The sequence below is a fragment of the Pseudodesulfovibrio thermohalotolerans genome (genome assembly GCF_021353295.2).
GTDB classification, from domain to species: Bacteria; Desulfobacterota; Desulfovibrionia; order Desulfovibrionales; family Desulfovibrionaceae; genus Pseudodesulfovibrio; species Pseudodesulfovibrio thermohalotolerans.
The window spans coordinates 408,673-429,269 of the sequence record NZ_CP120635.1 but is presented as its reverse complement, the minus strand read 5'-3'; the positions used below and the strand labels follow the sequence as shown (position 1 = coordinate 429,269).

Here is a 20,597-nt window from a genome sequence, read left to right as displayed (position 1 = left end):
CCTTGCCGTCCGTTTCGGCAGGGAGTAGGGCAAATCCGGCGGCACGCCCGTAAGCGGGAAAGGGGCTTTCCCGCAGGGCAGGGACGATATCCCGGCCACCGGAGGCAAATTCCAGGAGGAATGAATGAAACAGTACAAGGAAATCGCGCCCCGTCTGGTGGGCGTGCGTGAAGGCGTTGGTTGGACGCCCAAGGAGATGGCCGACCTGCTCGGAGTATCCGAAGAGAAGGTGCTTACCTATGAATCCGGAACCGTTGAGATTCCGGTGGGCTACATGCTCGACGTCTCCCGGCTGTGCCGGGTGGACCTGACCACGCTCATCTCCGGCCGCGAGCCGCACCTCAAGTCCTATTCGCTCGTGCGCAAGGATGAGGGCTTTGCCGTGGACCGGCGCAAGGACTACGACTACAAGTCGCTCGGCTACAAGTTCGTCGGCCGCTCGATGGAGCCTTTCCTCATCACGGTCCCGCCCAAGTCCGGGGACGATATGGTCGAAACCGCCCACCGCGGCCAGGAGTTCATTTACGTGCTCGAAGGCCGTCTCGAAGTGCGCCTGGGCGGCGAGCCGATCGCCGTCGAACCCGGCGACTCCCTCTATTTCAACTCCGAAACGCCCCACGCCCTGCGCGGCCTGGACGGCAAGCCGGTTCGTTTTCTCGACGTGATTCTATAGGGCCGGTCGGATAATATCCGACCCGCCCGGAAAAGTTCCACGATTTTTGTTCCCCAAAAAATCAAGCTATCCGATCTGAATCACGGAGAAAAACCCCATGTTTACCAAAGAAGAATACGCCGACTACAAAGATTTTTGCCAACGTTTCACGCCCGAATGCCCCGAGGATTTCAACTTTGCCTTCGACGTTCTGGACGGCAAGAACCCCGATGACCTCGCACTCATTCATGTGGACGATGATTTCAACCGGCGCGATTTCAATTTCGGCTTCTTCCAGGAATCATCTTCCCGGCTGGCCAACGCCCTGGCCGCCAAAGGTATGAAAAAGGGCGACCGGGTCATGCTGATCCTCTACCGTCGCGTGGAGTATTGGGTGGTCATGCTCGCCCTGCACCGCATCGGCGCGGTGCCCATCCCCTCCCCATCCCTTCTGACCCGCAAGGACATCACCGAGCGCGTCAACTACGCGGGCATCTCGGCCATGATCTGCGAAGACTCCATCGTCGAGCGCGTGGACAGGGCCCGGCCCGACTGCCCCGGCCTGAACCTGCTGGTGCAGGTGGACGGCGAGGCTGAAAACGGCTGGCTAGGCTTCGAAGACCTCGTGGCCTCGGGCGACCCGAGCTTCCCCCGCACCCCGGATTCCCCGGGCGGCGACGATCCCTTTGTCATCTTTTTCTCCTCCGGCACCACCGGGCTGCCCAAGATGGTCCTGCACACCCACAAGTACGCCGCGTCCCATTACACCACCGGCGCACTGTGGCACGACCTGGAGGAAGGCGACATCCATCTGACCGTGTCCGACACGGGCTGGGGCAAGTCGGTCTGGGGCAAGTTCTACGGCCAGTGGATGGCCAAAGCGGTCATTTTCGTATGGGACTTCCGGGGCAAATTCCATCCCGGCAGCCTGCTGCGCGTCATAGCCGACAACAAGATCACCACCTTCTGCGCGCCGCCGACAATCTATCGCTTCCTCGTGCGCGAAGACCTGTCCCAATACGACCTTTCCGCGCTGCGCCACTGCACCACGGCTGGCGAGCTGCTCAACGACTCGGTCTTCCACGCCTGGCAGAAGACGGTGGGCCTGCCCATCTACGAGGGCTACGGCCAGACTGAAACCACCTTGCAAGTGGCCACCTTCAAGTTCATGGAACCCAAGCCCGGCTCCATCGGAAAGCCCGTTCCCGGCTGGGAGATCGCACTCATGGACGAGGCGTGCAACTTCGTGCCGCAGGGCGAGGAAGGCGAAATCTGCATCCGCATCGACAAGCCCGTCATGGGCCTGTTCGACTCCTACATGGACGAACCGGCAAAGACCGCCTCGGTCAAGTGCGCGGGCTGGTACCACACCGGCGACAAGGCCTGGGCCGACGAGGACGGCTACCTCTGGTTCATGGGCCGCACCGACGATCTCATCAAGTCCTCGGGCTACCGTATCGGACCCTTCGAGGTCGAATCCGCCCTGGTGGCGCACGACGCGGTCATCGAGGCCGCCGTCACCGGCATCCCCGACAATGTCCGGGGACAGTTGGTCAAGGCCACCGTGGTCCTCGCGCCGGATTACGAACCGTCCGAGGAACTGACCAAACAGCTGCAAGCCTTTGTCCGCGAGATGACCGCGCCCTACAAGTACCCGCGCGTCATCGAATACGTGGAGGAATTGCCCAAGACCATCTCGGGCAAGATCAAACGCAAGGAAATCCGCGAAGCCGACCTGGCCAAGCTGGCTGAATAGAACTTCAAACGGCCCGGAGAAGGAGACTCCTTCCCCGGGCCGCTCTCTTCCCCCCCCTCTTCGACGCCGTCCGTTCCGGGCGTGGTTTACAGATTCCGCCGTTCCCCGTATGGAATAGGAATGGAGGACTCCCTATGGACGTTTTCGAGCGAATCATGAATCGGCGAAGGTGCGTCAAGACCATGCTGACCCTCGGGGCCGGACTGCTTGCGGGGGTAAAGCCGGTTTACGGCGCGGAACCGGCCCCGCGCGCCAGGGTCGCGGTGGTCCGCACCGGGGACCGGGTCAAAGGGGTCGAGCAGGCGCTGGCCGAATTCGACCTGACCGGGTTCAAGGAAAAATCCGTGGCCCTCAAGGCCAATTACAACAGCGCGGACCCGTTTCCCGCTTCCACGCATCCCGACACCCTGCTCACCCTGTCCCGGGCGCTCAAGAGCGCGGGCGCGGGATCGATGACCCTGGTGGAACGCAGCGGCATGGGCGAGACCGACTCCGTTCTGCGAAAGATGGGCGCGTATCGCGTCGCCGAGACCGCTGGCTTCGACGTGGTGGTCATGGACGACCTCGACAAGAACGGTTTCGTGCGCGAGACGCCGCCCGGAACCCACTGGAAAAAGGGATTTCTCCTGGAACGCCATTTCGCGGAGGCGGACAAGGTGGTCCAGACCTGCTGTCTCAAGACCCATCAGTTCGGCGGACACTTCACCATGTCCCTGAAAAACGTTGTCGGGGCCATCGCCAAACACGATCCCGAGAGCGGCTACAACTACATGTCGGAGCTCCACTCCTCCCCCTTGCAGCGCACACTCATCGCCGAGATCAGCCAGGCGTTCCGCAACGACCTCATCGTCATGGACGGCATGTCCGCCTTTGTCGACGGCGGCCCTCACCGGGGAACCGAGGTGTCGACAAACGTCATTATCGCGGGCACCGATCCTGTGGCCGTGGACGCTGTGGGCGTCGCTATTCTACGCATGTACGGCACCACGCATGAAGTCGCAACGGGCCGCGTTTTCGAGCAGGAGCAGTTGCGCCGCGCCGCCGAACTCGGGCTCGGCGCGTCCCGCGCCCGTGACATCGACCTTGTGCCCGTGGGGCAGGACGCCGAGAATTTCGTGAAGCGAATCCGTAAGGAACTGGACGCCTGATTCCCCGGTTCGAGGCATCCCTTGAACATGTCGTAGGGAATGGGAACCGCCCCCCTCCACGCCGAGCCCCGGCGCGGAGGTGAGGCGGCTTCACCGGCAATGCCGGGCGGCCGCTGCCGCAGGCCGTCTACCGCACGTACCCCCATTCCACCAGACGGTTGTAGGCGTGCTGCGCCTGCTTGCCCTGGTTCACCTGCTGGAGGAACTTGTAGTAATCTTCGGCGGCCTCATCGCGGTGGCCCATGCCTTCCCGGGCGTATCCCATGTAGAAGGCTGCGTAGGGATTGCCGGGAAGCGCCTTGTCATAAGCGGCGAAGGCCTCGTGGGCCTGATCGTACTCCTTGGCCTGAATAAGGAGCAATCCGGCCACCTGATTGGCTTGCGCCTCTTCGGGATAGACTTCCCTGGCGTGCCGGGCATAGGCCAGGGCTTCATTATATTTTTCCTGCGCAATCAGCAGCTTGGACATAAGCAAAAGGCCGGTGTAATCCTCGGGCGCAAGCCGCAGCGCCGCGCCCGCCTTTTCCTCGGCCTGGGTGTACTTCTTCTCTCCGCCGAGCTTTTCCGCATCCTGCAAGTCCCGGATGGCGGGACCGATCTTGCGGAGATCAACGGTGTGGTCCATATACCGCTCGCGATAAAAGGCGTACTGCCTGGCCCCGTAATACTTCTTGCTGGCTTCCTGACGGGCCGTGGACAACCTCTCCGCGCTCATGGGGTGGGTGGCGAACATGACTTCCAGAGCGCTCGGCTCGCGGTCGTGCTGCTCGTTGAGCATCTCCATGAGCCCGACCATGCCGTCCGGGTTGTATTCGGCGCGGGTCATGTATTCCAGGCCCAGCGCATCGGCCTGCCGTTCGTCGTCGCGGCTGTAGGACGCGAGGAGCAACCCGGCCCCGAGACCGCCAAGGCTGCCCGCCACGGCTCCCCAGGTCCCGCCGTACTTGGCTCCGATGGCCGCGCCGCCCAATGAGGTCAGACCGCCCACGACCATCTGCGAACTCATGCGCGAGGCCGTGTGCCGAGCGTTGACGTGGCCGATCTCGTGACCGAGGAGCGCGGCCATCTCGGCCTCGTTGTCGACTTCGAGCAGAATGCCCCGGGTGCAGGCTATGGTGCCGCCGGGAAAGGCGTATGCGTTCACGTAGTTGGCATTGACCACATGGTAGTTGTAGGGCATCTGCGGCCGATGGGACTTGTCGGACAGGGACTTGCCCACACCGGACACATAGTCGTTCAAAACCGTATCCTGGGTGGTGCCGTAGTCATTGGACAACTGCTGAGGCGAGGCCTGGCGGTCCAGCTGAATTTCCTCCTCCTCGCTGACCAGCATGAACTCGCTCTGGCCCGTGACCGGATTCTTGGCGCAGCCAGCCAACCCCGCGGCGGCCGCGGTCATGGCTCCGGCCTTGAGAAACTCCCGCCGCGTGAGACGCGAACGGTTTCGTATGGATTTCATGGTTATCTCCCGGTTGTTGCCTTTTTAATACCGTAAATCCGGCCTTCAGTTCAACCCCGAGACCGCCGCGCGCGCAGAGTTGACACCCCGCCCCGCTTGCTACATTATTCTCTTAATAGCTTAATTAAACTACACTTTCGTAGGACAAAAATGCAAAAGATTCTGATTGTGAAAACAGGCGGCACTTTTCCCGACTATGCTGTGGAACGGGGTGATTTCGTGGACTGGACCGCCCAGGGACTGAGGTTGGCCGCCGACAGGTGGGAGAGCGTCGATGTCCAAGCCGGAGAACCCCTGCCAGCCCCGGCAAAGTTCGCGGGCAGCGTAATCACCGGCTCCCACGACATGGTCACGGACGGGTTCCCCTGGATCGAGGACGCCAAGGCCTGGATACGGCAGGCCGTGCACGCCCGGCTGCCCCTGCTCGGCATCTGTTTCGGCCATCAGCTCATGGCGGACGCCCTTGGCGGCAGGGCGGGCTACCACCCGGACGGGTTGGAGATCGGCACGGCGGATATCACCCTGACCGGCGCGGCCGGTGACGACCCGCTCTTTCGCGGTCTGCCGGAATGCTTTCCCGGGCACGTGACCCACTCCCAGACCGCTCTCGAACTGCCCCCCGGCGCAACACTCCTCGCCACGGGCTTGCACGACCCGCACCAGTCCTTTCGCGTGGGCGAATCCGCCTGGGGCGTGCAGTTCCATCCCGAATTCGACGCGCCCGCCATCCTCGATTACATAACCCGGCGCGAACCGGAACTGAGGAAAAACTCACTGGACTCGGCCCGCATCCGGGCAATGGTCCGCGACACCCCGGAGTCCGCATCCCTTCTCGAACGGTTCTCGGCCTACTGCATGTCCCGCTGAACAGGGCCCGCTTCCGGGGAATCGGAAAAAACAGTTCCGCCGGGTCAGCGACCCTCGGCGCGCAGCTCCCGCAAGGCCTTTTCAAGCCGAGGCACGATACGCGCGTTCTTCTCGTGCAGGTAATGATAAAAGGGGGTCCTGAAAGCGGACGGGGACAGCCCACGAATTCCGTCGAACCGCCCCGCCTGTTCGCGAAAGGCCTTTTCGGCGCTGCTTCTGCTCCCCAGGGCGATGTCGATACGCCCCTCAAGGAGCATGTTGAACAGGGTCTCATAATTGTTGACCAGAACCAGCGGACGCCCGGCCATGACCCGCTCGGCCCAGAGGACTCCCCTGACCGCTCCCACCGTCATCTCGTCGAGCAGGCTTTTGTCGAAGCGTTCCATTTCCCGTTTTTTGAGCACATAGGCAGTTCCGATCAGTTCCAGGAGCGGAACGTTCACCCGGATCAACGAGGGGTAATTCTTTTCCAGATTCGGGATGCGCCCCGCGTCTCCGTCCAGGATGCCGTCGCTGGCCAGGACCAGGGATCGTTTCGTCGGCAGTGATACGAACTCCACCGGCAGTCCCGCCCGCCTGTAGACCGCTTCAAGGCGCTCCCTGGCCTTCACGTGAACCATGGCGTCGGGCGAGAAGCCTATCCGATAGGGTTCGCGGGCATGGCCCGTCGCGGCGGCCAGCAGACACAGCGCGACGCACGCGGCCGCGAGGGCGGCATTGCCACACATCAGCCGCAGACGGGTCAGAGTATATCGCAGAACGGCTCGCATCAATTCCGGGATAACACAGGTGGTCAGACGCGGGCAAAGGGAACATGGCGCGCCCCCTCGGAAATCGGGACGACTTGCCCCTTTTCACGGATTCGGGTTATTGTGGCATATGAAACGCGCTCTTATTCTTTTATTCGCGGCCGGGCTGGTCATTGTGCTCGGCTACGCCATAAGCCAGCCGAACAGGCTGTTCTGGAACAATCTGGAGGTCACGGTCACGGCCTACAATTCCACCCCCGGCCAGACCGACGGCGACCCGACCCGAGCGGCCTGGAACAACCGGCTCAAGCCCGGCATGAAGGCCGTGGCGGTCTCCCGCGACCTGATCGAACGCGGCCTGAACAACCGGACCGAAGTTTGGATCGACGGCTTCGACGGCCCCTACATCGTCCTGGACAAGATGAATCAACGGTTCACGCAACGCATCGACATCTACTTCGGCACGGACGTAAAGGCCGCCCGCGAATTCGGCGAACGCACGGCCCGGATTTATTGGCGCTGACGCGGTTTGTAGGCTTCACGAACGGAATCGGCGGCCCATCCTGAAGGATGGACCGCCGATTCCGTTTCATGCCCCCCGCCGAAGGCGGCGATGGAATTCTCAAATACCCACCACGTTTATGAAAAGTAAGTCCCTGCGGTATGTTTCAAATACGGCGGGAACTTGCTTTTTGGAGATTTATGATGATTACAGATGACTTTCGGTGATTTCAGAAATGATTTTAAACATTTTTCACACACGTTATATAAATTTATAGTATTACTATAATATAACACATCGAAAATCCTGGTAAATGTCAACAATGGGAAATATTGAGGGCTGCGCCGTGGGGCCAAACGGAGTAACTCCCAAGGGGGGGAACTCTTCGATTCACGATTCAACGATTGCCCGGTTGTTTTTGACAACCGGGCAATTCCGAGAAACAACGAGCCCTTTCTTCGCCGCAACAAGGTCCAAGGCCTCGCGAACGAGAAGTGCTTTTCAACCTTGGACCTTTTTTGGACCTTGCGGCTCACCTCCTTTGAACTGTCCCGCTTCCGGAAACGGTCCAAACATTAACCGTGATCCTCGCCGGAACTTGCCTGCCTTGCCACGATCGGACCGCCGGGTTTTTTGATCCGGTGGAATGTGGCGAAAAGCACGGGCACCAATATGAGGGTCAAAATGGTTGCGAACATCAGGCCGCCCATGATGGTCACGGCCATTGAGGAGAAAAAGGGATCAAACATAAGCGGAATCATGCCGAGTATGGTCGTGGCCGAAGCCATTGCGACAGGTCTTATTCTGCTTACCGCCGATTCCACTATGGCGCGGTACGGCTCCGAGCCTTTCATCAACTCCAGCATAATCTGATCCAGGAGGACCACCGCATTTTTGATGAGCATGCCTGACAGGCTCAAAAAGCCCAACAAGGCCATAAATCCGAAGGGTTGCCCTGTGATGAGAAGGCTTGCGGTCACGCCGATGAGGGCCAGCGGCACAGTCAGCCAGATGACCAGAGGATTGCGGATCTTGTTGAAGAGTAGGACCGTCATGAGGATCATGATGATGGTTGGCAGGATGATGCCTTTGGCCAGGCTCTTCTGCGCGTCGGTCGAATCCTCATATTCGCCGCCCCATTCCATGGAATACCCCGTCGGCAATTTCATCTCTTCGATGTGCGGCTTCAACTGCGCAAACAGTTCCGAAGGCAACCCCGTTATCGGCTCGCAGGAAGCGGTAATGGTCAACATGCGGTTACGGGAACGGATCATGCCGAAGTCCATTTCCGTACGCAATTCGGCCACTACTTCCTCCATGGGAACCATGCGTCCGGCTGTAGGACTGAACACCTGTACGTTACCGAGTTCATGCACGTGATTTCGCTCTTCGGCAGGTGGACGCAATATGATGGGAAGAAGGTTGTCGTTTTCCCGGTAAACCCCGATCTGGTGGCCATCGAAGAAGGATTTTAACGTGTCGGCAAGAGCCGGGCGCGTGATGCCGGCCCGTTTCGCCTGGGCTTCGGAAAGAACTGGCCGAATCACCTTTACAGCCTGGCGCCAATCATCGCGGATGGAGCGTGCGTTCCCGGTAGAACGCATGATGCCCTGAGCCTTAAACGACAATTCGCGCAAAACCTTCGTGTCGGGGCCGCTAAAACGCACCTCGATGGGAGCGTCGCGGCCAGGTCCAAGCCGGAACTTCTTGAATTTGGCCTCGTCGTCCGGGAATTGATCATCGACCTTGGCCTGATATTCAGCCAAGACGGCATCGACCTGCTTATAGTCCTCCACTTCGACCAGCAGAAGACCGTACGAAGTGTTAGTCTTTTCGGGGGTATAAGTAAGGATAAACCGAGGAGCGCCCTCCCCCACAAAAGTAGCCACAGACTTGACGCGAGCGTCTGCGTGGAGCAAGGCCTCAATTTCGGTTATTTCCTCACTGGTATGACGAATATCGGTCCCTTGAGGCAACCAATAATGTATGAAGAACCTCGGCTGGGTGGAGTCTGGGAAAAAAGATTGTTTGACGAAACCGAAGCCGAATATTGATACCGCCAGCAGGCCAATGAGGACGTTCACAGTCAGCAACCGATGCTTAATGCAACTTTCCAGAAATCGTTTGTAGATTTGGAAAATGAGCCCGCCATACGGGTCCTTTTCGGCGCGGGGCTTGGGGTGCAGAAACAACTTGCATAAAAGCGGAGTCACGGTCACGGCCGTTACCCAGCTCATGAACAATGAGATGCACAAGACGACGAAAAGGGAGTTGCAAAATTCGCCGACAGACTCCTCGCTCAGACCTATCCCCGCAAAGGCCATGATCGCTATGATGGTCGCGCCCAGCAGTGGCCACTTATTCTGCTCCACCACGTCGACACATGCCTGGATGCGGTCTTGACCGCCTTGGTAGCGGATCAGGATGCCTTCGACGATCACAATGGCGTTGTCGACCAACATACCTAAGGCAATGATCAATGCCCCCAAGGAAATACGTTCCAAAGCCACGCCGGCCATTTGGATAAAAATGAATGATCCGCATATGGTGATAAGCAGGACCACACCGATCAACAGTCCGCTTTGCAGCCCCATGAACAAAAGCAATACCACGATAACAATGGCGACAGCTTCGGCCAGATTGAGAACAAAGGCTGATATGGCATTATCCACCCGAGTCGGCTGGTAGTAGATGGAGTCTATCCGCATCCCCACCGGAGTCATGCTTTCAAGCTCCTTCAGCCTCTTGTCTATGGCTCTCCCCAGTTCAACAACATTACCCGTGGGGACCATGGAGATGCCCATGGCCACGGCCTGTTCGCCGTTGAATCGCATTATTCTCGAAGGGGTGTCGGAGTAGCCTCGAAAAATATCGGCAATTTCATTAAGCGCCACAAGTTTGGTTCCGTCGGCACTGGCGATGAGCAATTCGCCGAGGCTCTCCACTGTGGGTTTGACTCCCGTCGGGGAAATGCGGACATATTCCGGGCCTACCCTGACGTTGCCTGCGGGCACTACAAGATTTCGCTGCGCCAAGGTGTCGGTCACGGCCCCCAGCGTCACGCCCATTCGACTCATGCGCGCGCGGGACATCTCGACATATACGTTTTCGGTCTGATCACCCCACAGGTTGATTTTGGCGACATTGTCCACAAGCAAAAGCTGCTTGCGCAAATACTTGGCGAAATCCTGAATATCCTGGGTGGAATACCCTTCCCCGCTGACGGCGAGGAGTATGCCGTACACGTCGCTGAAGTCGTCCACGACCAGGGACGGCCCGGCCCCGGGAGGCAGGCTGCCCTGCGCGTCATTTATCTTGCGGCGCAATTCGTCCCAAACCTGGGGCAGGGAATCCGAATCGTACTTGTCCTTGACCTCTACCGTGACGATGGACTGGCCGGGGTTGGACTGGGAACTCACCTTGTCCAGTTGGCTCAACTGCTGAGCGGCGCTTTCAATGACGTCGGTGACCTCATTGGCGACTTCCCCGGGAGTCGCCCCGGGGTAGTTGGTTACCACGAGAGCCTGCTTGATGGTGAAGGCGGGGTCTTCCAGCCTGGGCATATTCAAGAAGGAGAAGATTCCCCCCAGGAGAAAGCATATGGTCAGGACGAGAGTGACCGTACTCTTTTTGATGGCGTATTCAGCAAGACTCACTGGCGGCCTCCGATACGGCCCTCAAGCACCTTCACCTTCTGGCCTTCGTACAAATAGTTCACGCCGGCCACCACCAGGGTTTCTCCTGGGACGAGGCCCGATGTCACCAGGGCCATGCCCGAATCAGAAATCCTTCCGATCTCGACTTCACGCTTGCTGACCGTGTCGTCCTCATTCAGAATCCAGACGAATTTCCTCTCTTGGGCGGACCCGGTAATCGCTTTGAACGGGACGCTGACAGCCTCATCCTCACCTCGACCCTGAATATCCCCGCTAATCTCCGCCGTCATGCCGGGGTACACGCCTGATTCCTTCGCGTCGTCAAGGGTCAGAGTCACCTTGTAAGTTTGAGTACCGGGATCAGCGTTGGTCTGATATTCCTTCAACCGAAGCGGGAAGACCTTGCCCGGCAGGGACTCGAAACGAGCGACATTGCGCGCCTGCCCTTGGGCTCCTTTTTTGAATGTCCGTACCCACACATTTTCCGGCACGTCCATAACGATATCCAGGGATGACAGATCTTCCAAATCAACAATGGACTCCCTGGCCTGAACAAACTCATGGTTCGAGATGTACTTTTTTGCCACAACCCCATCAAAAGGCGCTACCAGCTCGGTATATTGGAGATTCAGCTTGGCCCGGCGCAAAGTCTGTTCAAGGGAAAGCACTCTGGCGCGATTGGAATCGTAGTTGCTCTGCGCCGCGTCGAAGGAACTCTGAGAAATGATCTTTTCCTGAAGAAGTTTGGTGTTGCGTTTGATGTTGAGTGTCGCTTCCTTCAGAAGCGAATGGGCGCCGACCAACTGCGCCTCATAATCAGCCACAGCGGCGAGATAATCGCGCTGATCGATCATGGCGATCAGTTGTCCCTTCTTCACGTAGTCCCCCTCGTTGACGGGCAGTTCCACAACTTCGCCGGACAGGCGAAATGCCAGGGAAGCTGCCTTCGAGGCCTTCACTCTGCCAGGGTAGGTGCGGGAATCCAGTTGGTTCCTGCTATTTGTGGTGAACACCCGCACAGGGCGTACAGGCTCCACCCGCACATCCTCTTCAGCATCTCCGCATCCCGCGATGACGACGACCAAAAACAATAATAAAAGTACATTTTTTTTCACTGGTCAGACCTATTTCAAGTGGTCAAGCAACCACTTGCTAATCACTGGTTGATAGACTTTCTCCGCAAAAACAACATGGGATCATTTTCGGCCTGACGGCCATTCCTTCGTGCGAATGGATCTCTCCCTAACGCCCAACATGCGAAGGAAAAGAAGGTAAAGTCGACCGGGTATATCTTCGGCAGGTTGCGCTCCCACCATGGCTTCATCGCATCCCCCGCGAAAAGAGTAAAACATCATGAACGCAATCCAGCGGCTATCCTCAACATCCCACGCACCCGCCTGTGCGCCGTCGGCGATCAGCCGCGCGAGGTGCCGAGTAACCTCCGAATGGGCCATCGTGTTCCGAAACGGCATCCCGGAGCCGTACACGACGAGGTCGTGCAATTCGCTCATGGTAAAATAGGCCTCGACCGCACCGATCACCCATGCCTTGATACGCCCCCTCCAATCGTCGGCGGGCTGTTTCTCCACATGAGACTGGATGCGACGGGCGACCTCCTTGTCGAATTCCTCTCGAAGGCTGAGAAGCAATTCCGCCTTGTTCGAAAAATAATGGTAAAGCGTCCCTTTTGCGAAACCCGCGCCCGAAGCGATTTCATCCATGGTTGTCGACTCATAGCCTTTCTCCACGAAGAGCTTTCCTGCCGAATCAAGTAGCACTTTACGCCGCTGCTTTGCCTTCCTCGGCCCTCTGGGGGCCCCTCTTCGGTGCGTCCTCAAACGCGCGGCCTGCCCCGAATCTTCTTTATATTTTCTCATATATATCACCTCACAAACTCGACAAACCACAGGATCGACTAAGGGGCTTAAAGCAAGCCACCGGGTGTCATTTACTTTTTATTCGACTGAAAGTCTATTTTTAAATTGACCACGGGTCTATTTTAATCCACTGTTGAATCTATACCCTCGCATGAACATGAAGTGGATGAATTGCGCCAAACACATGCGGCCGGGCTCCCGCTCCCCCTAGGCAGGCGGGGCCCTATAATGCGGGTCGTGGGAACCACGACTGGAACTTGAACCGGGCTGTTACGTCAGCGTTCGATTGACAATGGCCCATATTCTTAACCGGACAGGAGGCGTCCACGATGGAAATACGCAGAAGTTATTGTGGGTTGTGTCATCCCCGATGCGGTACGTTGTTGCACATCGACGACGGAAAGGTCGTGAAAATCACCGGCGATCCCGATCATCCGATATCTCGGGGAGCCCTTTGTGAACGCGGACGTTTGATGTTGGATCACATCTATCATCCCGACCGTTTGAACCATCCATTGAAACGGATCGGCGAGCGTGGGGAAGGCAAATGGGAGCGAATCAGTTGGGAACAGGCCCTGAACGAGGTGGCCGAAAAGCTCGCGAAGCTAAAAGAGCAATATGGCGCTGAAACGCTTGCCTTCACGCACGGAACGAAACGGACATATCATTGGGATTGCCGTCGCTTCTTCAACCTGTTCGGCTCGCCCAACACCTGCGGCGTGAACACCATTTGCATGTGCCCGAGCTACGCAACCGAGTACGCCACTTATGGCGGGATGGTCATGGGCAGCGAAATCATGGATGCGCAATGCGTCGTCCTATGGGGTAACAACGCATCCAAATCGACCCCGGTGAGCATGTATCCGATGATTGTGGCAGCCCAAAAGAACGGGGCCAAGCTCATCGTCATCGATCCGCGACGGACCAAGGAGGCCGAGAAGGCCGACCTATGGCTGCAAATCCGTCCCGGCACGGACATGGTCATGATGTTGGGCTGGATGCGCCACATCATCGCCAACGAACTTTACGACAAGGATTTCGTAGCCGACTGGACCGTGGGCTTCGACGAGCTTAAGGACGCTGTTGAACCCTATACTCCTGAAAAAGTAGAGGAAATCACTTCCGTGCCGGCCGCGCTCGTGGTCGAGGCCGCCAGCACGTATGCAACAATATCTCCGGCCGTGCTCCCCTTCGGCCTGGGGTTGGACAAACAGGGAATCAACGCCACCCAATGCGCCAGGGGGCGGGCGATTCTTCGAGCCCTCACCGGCAATCTGGAGATTCCGGGCGGCGACGTCTTCAGCCTGGCGGGCGACATCGGCAAAATCCGCGACTGGACCTATCTGGAACGCAACGACATGATCCCCGCGAGCCAAAGGGCCAAGCAACTCGGCAGCGACGAGTATCCGTTCTTCGGCTTTCCCGGCTGGGAGATGAACACGGCGACCAACGCCAAACTCCCCAAGGGCTACCTTGCTCCGCCCGAGGCGTGGCATTCGAACCTTGCCCATGCTAGACCTGTCATGGACGCCATATTAACCGGAAAACCCTATCCAGTGACCGCCGCCATCACCCTGGCGAACAATCCTCTGCTCGCCCTGCCCAACACGCAACGAGTGTTCGAGGCCCTCAAGGCACTGCAACTTTATGTGGTCATGGAATACTACATGACCCCGTCCGCAGCCATGGCCGACTACGTCTTCCCCGCGTCCACCACGGTGGAACAGCCCGAGATGTGGCTGACCCCTGGGTTCTGCGTGGCCTGTCCTCAGGGCATCGACAAGATAGAGGAGCGCCGCGACAGCTACTTCTTCTACAGGCAGTTGGGCCTGCGCCTTGGCCAAGAGCAATACTGGCCGTGGGAGACCGTCGAAGACGTCTATGACCACTGCCTGGAGCCCATCGGTCTGACCTTCAGACAGTTGGCGGAACAAAACGGCGTGTTCGGCCGCAGGGAATACCGGCGCTATGAGCAGTTTGGCTTCGGCACGCCGTCCGGCAAGGTCGAACTCAAGTCCTCGATTTTCGAGGAGTTGGGCGCGTCCCCGGTGCCCGTGTACCGCGAACCCGTGTGGAGCCCGAAGAGCGAACCGGCCATTGCAAAGGAGTATCCGCTCATCCTCATCACCGGCAGCCGATTCATGCCCATGTACCAGTCGGAACAGCGCCAGATCGAGAAGGCCCGCAAGAAAGTCCCCGATCCCCTGGTTTCGATGCATCCCGACACTGCCGCGAACCTGGGTCTGGCCCAAGGGGACTGGGCCGTGATCTCGACCCCGCACGGGTCCATCCGTCAGCGCGTCAACATCACGGACGCCATGCACCCGAGCATGGTGGACGCCCAGCACTCCTGGTGGTTCCCGGAGCGCGACGGCAAGCTGCCGGAATTGTTCGGCGTCTTCGAATCGAACACCAACATGCTCTGCCCGGACGGGCCGGAATTCTGTAGCCCGGAAATAGGCAGTTGGCCGCATTCCGCGCTCATGTGCCGGGTTGAAAAAGAGTAGAGTCCACTGTTCCTCTCACCGTCGTCTGCGAAAATGACGACATAAGCAAAGTCGCCGGGGCAAGGGCGGATCGCGAAGCGTCCGCCCAAAGGGCTTGACCTTGCCCCGGCGACTGCTTGCGTCACGCTCCCAGGGGAAATCGGCGGGAGGTGTAGAAATCATGTCGCCGGTGCTTGCGCGAGGAGTTTGCGGCGTCATATGGTAAGGCATATCCACCGGATAAGTCGCTTACCAGACGGGGGTAAAACGCACCCAAGGTGCGTTCATAAGTTTTGGCAACAGTCTAAACTGATGAACGCTTATGTTTCGCTGCCGTTCATTTCCAAAAGGCACACGTTCACATCCAAACGCCAGACTGAAGCACAGCACCCACGCCGGATAAACGGTAGATGTCTAGAAATCTATCCTTGTCAAAATTCCCCATCGCCACCGCTTTGTGCGCAGGACGAAGGTCATAGTACTTTGTGAGCCGCTCAACGCGGCTTTAAGAACCGCCTAAAGGCGGAATTTCAGTTGCTCGATTCGCGGATCTTCCTGCTCTTGCTTACGAATATACTCGCGAATCACTTTTTCATCTCGTCCCACGGTCGAAACGAAGTACCCTCTTGCCCAAAAGCTTTGGCCAGCATAACCACGCGCTCGATCCTGGACTTCACGAGCTATGTGGATTGCACTTTTCCCTTTTATGAAACCAACGACTTGCGCCACGGAGTAGTTGGGTGGAATCGCAATACGCATATGCACGTAATCTTTGCATAAATACCCTTCCAAAATTTGGCTCTCACGCTGATTTGCCAACTTATGGAAGACTTCTCCCAAGTACGTCCGAATATTTCCGAACAAGATTTTCCGGCGGCACTTGGGTATCCAAACGATGTGATACTTGCAGTCCCACCGCGTGTGACATAGGCTTGAATTGCACTTCATGAAGCCTCTCCTGTGCTCACTTTGAGCAGCTCACCAGGAGAGGCTTTATGCTATTCCCGCATAAGTCAAACTTTGTTGGTCCCCCTGCAAAGCAGGGGAGGTTCTCATCGGACTAACCTGCGTGATGGCACCCCTTATTAAATGAATTTTCGGGATTTTTCCTTCTGTGGGAAATGGACATTGATTTGTCTCGTGTCGGTTGTTGTGTGGCGCATTCGCGCCATGGGCAGGTCATTCCCCGGCCAACGGGAAAAGTCCGACCGGCTTTGCCCCGGGGCACTGCCCCGAACTTCAAAAAGGAAATTCCATCTGAAATCCAGCAGTCTGGTACTGGACGCAAACAGGGCAACGCTGTCCGGCCCGCGCTCGAAACAGCACAGAATCCGGCAAAACGCCAAAACCTTCGCAGGCCGGTTGCGTAAAGCCGGATTTTAAGCCCGCAAATGGACCAACATTTCCAACAAACATTTTGCGGCGGTGACCTACAAAATGAAAGAACTGGGCGTGGGTGACGGGCGCATAGCTGATTTTTTTTCGGCAGCCCGTCACCTGAGCGAAACATACGGCAACACCCGCAGTAGTCCGACCAATGATGTGTTCAGCGTGAAGTGCGGGACCATTGCTAACGCCAACAGCAAGGCGGTTGCCCTGAATTCGTCTTGGGGGCAGTCGCCAAACTGAAATCCGAATCGTCATACGAGCACGGTCCCCGATGTGCCGCTCAGATCCAACTTCAGTACGAACTGGGGCTCCGGCGCGAAGAATCGGCGAAAGTCGATCTGATCAACGATTGGCACAAGGAAGGTCGCACCCTTCACATCCAGTATGGCCCGAAGGGTGGACGCCCCCGGACGCTGCACAGCAACCGCCATGAACGGTTTCACCACAGGTACGTCGATCACACAGGTTTCCAGCCGCAAAACCAACACGCTTCCGTGGAAGCCTTCCAAAAGGCCGCGCGGGACACAGCTGGGGACGAATGGCCTCGACTCGACGCCGAAGCCCGTGACGACATCGAAGTCACTGCCGGTCATTCCCCCGGCGGTCGTGACGTGTCCGATGCCTACCTTGGCAGTTCCCGTTAGAAGAAGCCCCGCCCTTTTCGGCGGGGTTTCCCTTTTGGGCGTGAGGTCGTCTGGAGATGAATCTCTTAGGCGATTCATCTCCAGACGACCGTCCTTCATGAGCAACGAGTCGAAAAAGTGAAAATCCCCTATCCCGATTCCTTGAGTTCAAAGGCGCCGGTGTGATCAGACTGAAGGGTTGGCCGAGTTGGCGAGCGGTTCGGAGGCCGTCCCATGGGGAACGAAGATAATCCGGAAGGCACATGACTTTTGACACCAAACTGAAGACCCGCGTATTATACGCCCAGGACGTTGCCGCGTTTCTGGGCAAAAGCGTGGACTGGGCCTATGACCATGCCGAAGACGTCGGCGGCGTCAAACGTGGTGGGTCATGGTTCTTTCCGAACGAGGAAGACATCTATGACCGTCTATTTCAAGGCCGCAAAAACGGCCCCTTTTCCTAATGAAAGAGGGGCCGTTTTAATCCGCCGAAAGCGGCGATGGGATTCTCAAGGCCCTCGGCCTTGGGCGGGTCCAGGGCGGAGCCATGGCCTCCCCGGAGGGGACGCCGGAGGCCTCTACACCAGGAACTGGCCGGTTACGGAATCCGGGCTGGCGATAATCTCCTCGGGGGTGCCGGAGGCCACGATGCGGCCGCCGTGTTCGCCGCCGCCAGGGCCGAGATCGATGACGTGGTCCGAGGCCATGATGACATCGGTGTTGTGTTCGATGACGATGACCGTGGCGTTCTTGTCCACGAGCTTGTGGAGCACCCGGATGAGCTTGCCCACCTCGTGCATGTGCAGGCCGGTGGTGGGCTCGTCGAGGATGTAGAGCGCGCCGGGCAGGGAACGCTTGCCGAGCTCGCGGGATATCTTGATACGCTGGGCCTCGCCGCCGGACAGGGTCGTGGCGGGCTGGCCGAGGCGCACATATTCCAGCCCCACGTCGGCGAGCACGTCGAGCTTGCGCATGAGCGCCGGGTGGTTGGAGAAGAATTCACGGGCCTGGCGCACGGTCATGTCCAGAACGTCGGCGATGGTCTTGCCCCGGTACTCCACCTCAAGGGTCTGGGCGTTGTACCGTTTTCCCTTGCACGTCTCGCAGGTCACATAGACATCGGGCAGGAAATGCATCTCCACGCATATCTGGCCGTCGCCCTTGCACGCCTCGCAGCGGCCGCCCTTGACGTTGAAGGAAAACCTGCCGGGCGCGTAGCCGCGCTTGCGCGACTCCTTGGCCCCGGCGAATATCTTGCGGATCTCGTCGAATATCTTGGTGTAAGTGGCCGGATTCGAACGCGGGGTGCGGCCGATGGGAGACTGGTCGATGGAAATGACCTTCTCGATGGAATCCAGTCCCTCGATGCCGCCGATCTTGCCGGGGTCGTTGGCCTTTTGCCCTCGATGCAGGAGCAGGTGCTTGTACAGGGAGTCCATGACCAGGGAGGACTTGCCCGAACCGGACACGCCGGTCACGCAGGTCATGACACCGAGGGGGATGTCCACGTCCAGGTCCTTGAGGTTGTTGGTCTGGACCTTCCGGAGGGAGATATGTCCCTTGGGCTTGCGGCGGGTCTTGGGCGGCTCGATGAACATGTCGCCGCGCAGGTACTTGCCGGTCAGGGAATCCGCCTTGAGCAGCTTGTCCACCGGCCCCTGGAACACGATCTCGCCGCCCAGCCAGCCGGAGGAGGGGCCGATCTCGATGATGTGATCGGCCTCGCGGATGGTCGGCTCGTCGTGCTCGACCACGAGCACTGTGTTGCCCCTGGACTGGAGCGAACGCAGGGTGTCGATGAGCCGCTGATTGTCGCGGGGATGCAGGCCGATGGACGGCTCGTCGAGCACGTAGGTCACGCCCACGAGGCCGGACCCCAGTTGGGAGGCCAGCCGGATGCGCTGGGCTTCGCCGCCCGAGAGCGTGGCCATGTTCCGTCCGAGGGAGAGGTATTCGAGCCCCACGTTGACCATGAACCCGAGGCGATGGGTCAGTTCCTTGAGCAGAGGCTCGGAAATGAGGGTCTCGTGGCCGGAAAACTCCAATCCTTCGAGCCACTCCAGGGCGCGCTGGATGGACATGGAGGTGAACTCCACCATGTTCTTGTCGGCCACGCGCACGGCCAGGGCTTCGGGTTTGAGACGCGCGCCCTCGCAGGCCGGGCACGGCTTGGACTGCTGGAACCGGGCGGTCCAGTGGTCCCAGACGCCCGACTGCTGCTGGCCGTATTCGAGTATCGACACCACGCCCGGCCAATCCATATCCCGATCTCCGTAAAAGAGCGCGGCCCACGCCTCGCCGGAATAGTCGGCCAGCGGCGTGTCCAGGGTAAAGCCGTGCTTCCGCCCGAGCCTGTCCAATTGCGGACCGTATTTTTCCTGGCGATAGGCGGACTTCCAGGGGATCACCCCGCCCTCGTTGAGGGACAGCCCCTTGTTGGGCGCGATGAGGTCCGGCTCGAAATATTCCACCGACCCGATGCCGTTGCAGACCGGGCAGGCCCCCTGGGGGGAGTTGAACGAGAAAAGCTGCGGGGTAAGCTTCGGCATGGAAATCTTGCAGGAGGGGCAGGTGGACAGCGTGGACATGAAGATGTCGCCGGCATTGTCCCCGCCGACCACGGAAACGATCATGCGCTCATCGCCTTTTTCTAGGGCCAGCTCCACGGAGTCGGCCAGGCGCTTCTTGATGCCGTCCTTGAGCACCAGGCGGTCCACCACCAGATCGATGGTGTGCTTCTTGTTCTTTTCCAGTTCCGGGACCTCGTCCAGAGCGAAGAGCGTGCCGTCCACGCGCACGCGCACGAAGCCCTCTTTCTTGAGCTTGGCGAAAAGGTCCTTGTGCGTGCCTTTCTGGTGCTCCACGAGCGGAGCCAGCAGCATGAACTTGGAACCGGGCTCCATGCCCAGGACGGTCTCCACGATCTCGTCCGTTGTCTGGGCCGCGATGGGCTTTCCGCAGGACGGGCAGTAGAACTTGCCCAGCCGGGCGAAGAAGACGCGCAGGAAGTCGTAAACCTCGGTCACGGTGCCCACGGTGGAGCGCGGGTTGCGGGTGGAGGTCTGCTGTTCCAGCGAGATGGCCGGGGAAAGCCCCTCGACCTTGTCCACGTCCGGCTTGTCCATCTGCGGCAGGAACTGGCGGGCGTAGGCGGACAGGGATTCGACGTAGCGGCGCTGACCCTCGGCATAGACGATGTCGAAGGCGAGGGTGGACTTGCCCGACCCGGACGGACCGCAGATGACCACCAGCTTTTCGCGGGGGATGTCCAGGGTCAGGTCCTTGAGGTTGTGGTGCCGGGCGCCTTCTATATGAATGGATTTGGAGTCGGAGGTGTGCATCGCCAGAGAGTAATCATTCTCGGGGGCAAGGCAAGCGCGGAGGCGAAGGAATCACCAGCTCCGCCCTCGGTCCTTTACAGGCCCGCACGCAG

At 58.9% G+C, this 20,597-nt stretch carries 14 protein-coding genes and 1 pseudogene; 8 read left to right on the top strand and 7 right to left on the bottom strand.

The annotated features are described in order from the left end of the window. Positions 1-124: 124 nt before the first annotated feature. The 3 genes from LF599_RS01985 to LF599_RS01975 all read left to right on the top strand — a co-directional run bounded on the left by LF599_RS01985 (position 125) and on the right by LF599_RS01975 (position 3,556). A complete protein-coding gene (locus tag LF599_RS01985) occupies positions 125-673 on the top strand; it encodes a helix-turn-helix domain-containing protein (protein WP_269941007.1) in 549 nt (182 codons plus the stop codon). Between the two features lie 97 nt (positions 674-770). Further along, a complete protein-coding gene (locus LF599_RS01980) occupies positions 771-2,408 on the top strand; it encodes an AMP-binding protein (protein ID WP_279522102.1) in 1,638 nt (545 codons plus the stop codon). 134 nt (positions 2,409-2,542) lie between these two features. After that, positions 2,543-3,556 (top strand): DUF362 domain-containing protein, encoded by a 1,014-nt coding sequence (locus tag LF599_RS01975; RefSeq protein WP_279522101.1) that lies wholly within the window; start codon positions 2,543-2,545, stop codon positions 3,554-3,556. Between the two features lie 127 nt (positions 3,557-3,683). Here LF599_RS01975 and LF599_RS01970 read toward each other — a convergent pair whose 3' ends face one another. Further along, a complete protein-coding gene (locus LF599_RS01970; protein ID WP_279522100.1) occupies positions 3,684-5,015 on the bottom strand; it encodes a M48 family metalloprotease in 1,332 nt (443 codons plus the stop codon). A gap of 150 nt (positions 5,016-5,165) precedes the next feature. Here LF599_RS01970 and LF599_RS01965 point away from each other — a divergent pair, with 150 nt between their 5' ends. Then, positions 5,166-5,882 carry a glutamine amidotransferase gene (locus LF599_RS01965; RefSeq protein WP_279522099.1) on the top strand — a complete coding sequence of 239 codons (717 nt, stop codon included), beginning with the start codon at positions 5,166-5,168 and terminating at the stop codon, positions 5,880-5,882. Between the two features lie 44 nt (positions 5,883-5,926). Here LF599_RS01965 and LF599_RS01960 read toward each other — a convergent pair whose 3' ends face one another. Then, positions 5,927-6,652: a type 2 periplasmic-binding domain-containing protein gene (locus LF599_RS01960; protein ID WP_279522098.1), complete on the bottom strand. Its 726-nt coding sequence runs from the start codon at positions 6,650-6,652 to the stop codon at positions 5,927-5,929. Positions 6,653-6,761: 109 nt separating this feature from the next. Here LF599_RS01960 and LF599_RS01955 point away from each other — a divergent pair, with 109 nt between their 5' ends. Continuing rightward, the gene (locus tag LF599_RS01955; protein ID WP_279522097.1) at positions 6,762-7,154 is read left to right on the top strand and encodes a 3D domain-containing protein; all 393 of its coding nucleotides are present in this window, start codon (positions 6,762-6,764) and stop codon (positions 7,152-7,154) included. A gap of 554 nt (positions 7,155-7,708) precedes the next feature. On the opposite strand, the gene LF599_RS01950 is transcribed toward LF599_RS01955, so the two are convergent. The 3 genes from LF599_RS01950 to LF599_RS01940 all read right to left on the bottom strand — a co-directional run bounded on the left by LF599_RS01950 (position 7,709) and on the right by LF599_RS01940 (position 12,666). Continuing rightward, on the bottom strand, positions 7,709-10,789 hold the full coding sequence (locus LF599_RS01950) for an efflux RND transporter permease subunit (protein ID WP_279522096.1): 3,081 nt from the start codon (positions 10,787-10,789) through the stop codon (positions 7,709-7,711). Continuing rightward, positions 10,786-11,904 (bottom strand): efflux RND transporter periplasmic adaptor subunit, encoded by a 1,119-nt coding sequence (locus tag LF599_RS01945; protein WP_279522095.1) that lies wholly within the window; start codon positions 11,902-11,904, stop codon positions 10,786-10,788. Before LF599_RS01945 ends, LF599_RS01950 begins: the two co-directional genes overlap by 4 nt. A gap of 81 nt (positions 11,905-11,985) precedes the next feature. Then, positions 11,986-12,666 (bottom strand): TetR/AcrR family transcriptional regulator, encoded by a 681-nt coding sequence (locus LF599_RS01940; RefSeq protein ID WP_279522094.1) that lies wholly within the window; start codon positions 12,664-12,666, stop codon positions 11,986-11,988. Positions 12,667-12,995: 329 nt separating this feature from the next. Here LF599_RS01940 and LF599_RS01935 point away from each other — a divergent pair, with 329 nt between their 5' ends. Beyond that, positions 12,996-15,173 carry a molybdopterin-containing oxidoreductase family protein gene (locus tag LF599_RS01935; protein WP_279522093.1) on the top strand — a complete coding sequence of 726 codons (2,178 nt, stop codon included), beginning with the start codon at positions 12,996-12,998 and terminating at the stop codon, positions 15,171-15,173. Between the two features lie 495 nt (positions 15,174-15,668). Here LF599_RS01935 and tnpA read toward each other — a convergent pair whose 3' ends face one another. Then, positions 15,669-16,100 (bottom strand): IS200/IS605 family transposase, encoded by a 432-nt coding sequence (tnpA, locus tag LF599_RS01930; protein ID WP_269940994.1) that lies wholly within the window; start codon positions 16,098-16,100, stop codon positions 15,669-15,671. Positions 16,101-16,409: 309 nt separating this feature from the next. On the opposite strand from tnpA, the pseudogene LF599_RS01925 reads away from it, so the two are divergent. Beyond that, positions 16,410-17,185: pseudogene (locus LF599_RS01925) on the top strand (integrase domain-containing protein). A 242-nt stretch (positions 17,186-17,427) separates the two neighbouring features. Then, positions 17,428-17,628, top strand: coding sequence for a hypothetical protein (locus tag LF599_RS01920; RefSeq protein WP_269940993.1), 201 nt, complete (start codon positions 17,428-17,430; stop codon positions 17,626-17,628). Between the two features lie 114 nt (positions 17,629-17,742). On the opposite strand, the gene uvrA is transcribed toward LF599_RS01920, so the two are convergent. After that, a complete protein-coding gene (uvrA, locus tag LF599_RS01915) occupies positions 17,743-20,505 on the bottom strand; it encodes an excinuclease ABC subunit UvrA (protein ID WP_279522092.1) in 2,763 nt (920 codons plus the stop codon). Positions 20,506-20,597 lie beyond the last annotated feature (92 nt).